We start from the raw sequence: 255 nt of genomic DNA, 5'->3' as shown, positions 1-255 counted from the left end.
GCTTGTGGGTTCAACAAATTAGCAGCACCCTTTACAAAGGTAGTTTGCAGGTATTGTCTGTGAACATTCACATTACCGTTAATATCAGCATCAAAAATTCCTTTCACCAAATCACCCATTACATCGGCTACACTATACTGATTACCATACAAACGAGTATTGGTAATACGCTGTAAGGTTATCGGATGCAGGATATGTCCCAATGCACCACCTGCCTGAAGACCCAGTACATTATTGGTAAGTTTAAAATCCTCA

The 255-nt window shown here is 40.0% G+C and carries 1 protein-coding gene; it reads right to left on the bottom strand.

The genetic code is table 11. The features are described 5' to 3' along the window. The coding region (locus VJI94_RS08560) for a hypothetical protein (protein WP_324009061.1) at positions 1-255 on the bottom strand (255 nt) is incomplete at both ends.

The sequence above is a fragment of the Parvimonas sp. D9 genome, from assembly GCF_035282565.1.
Lineage (GTDB): Bacteria > Bacillota > Clostridia > Tissierellales > Peptoniphilaceae > Parvimonas > Parvimonas micra.
The sequence above is the reverse complement of the archived record's forward strand: the minus strand, read 5'-3'. Positions and strand labels throughout refer to the sequence as shown.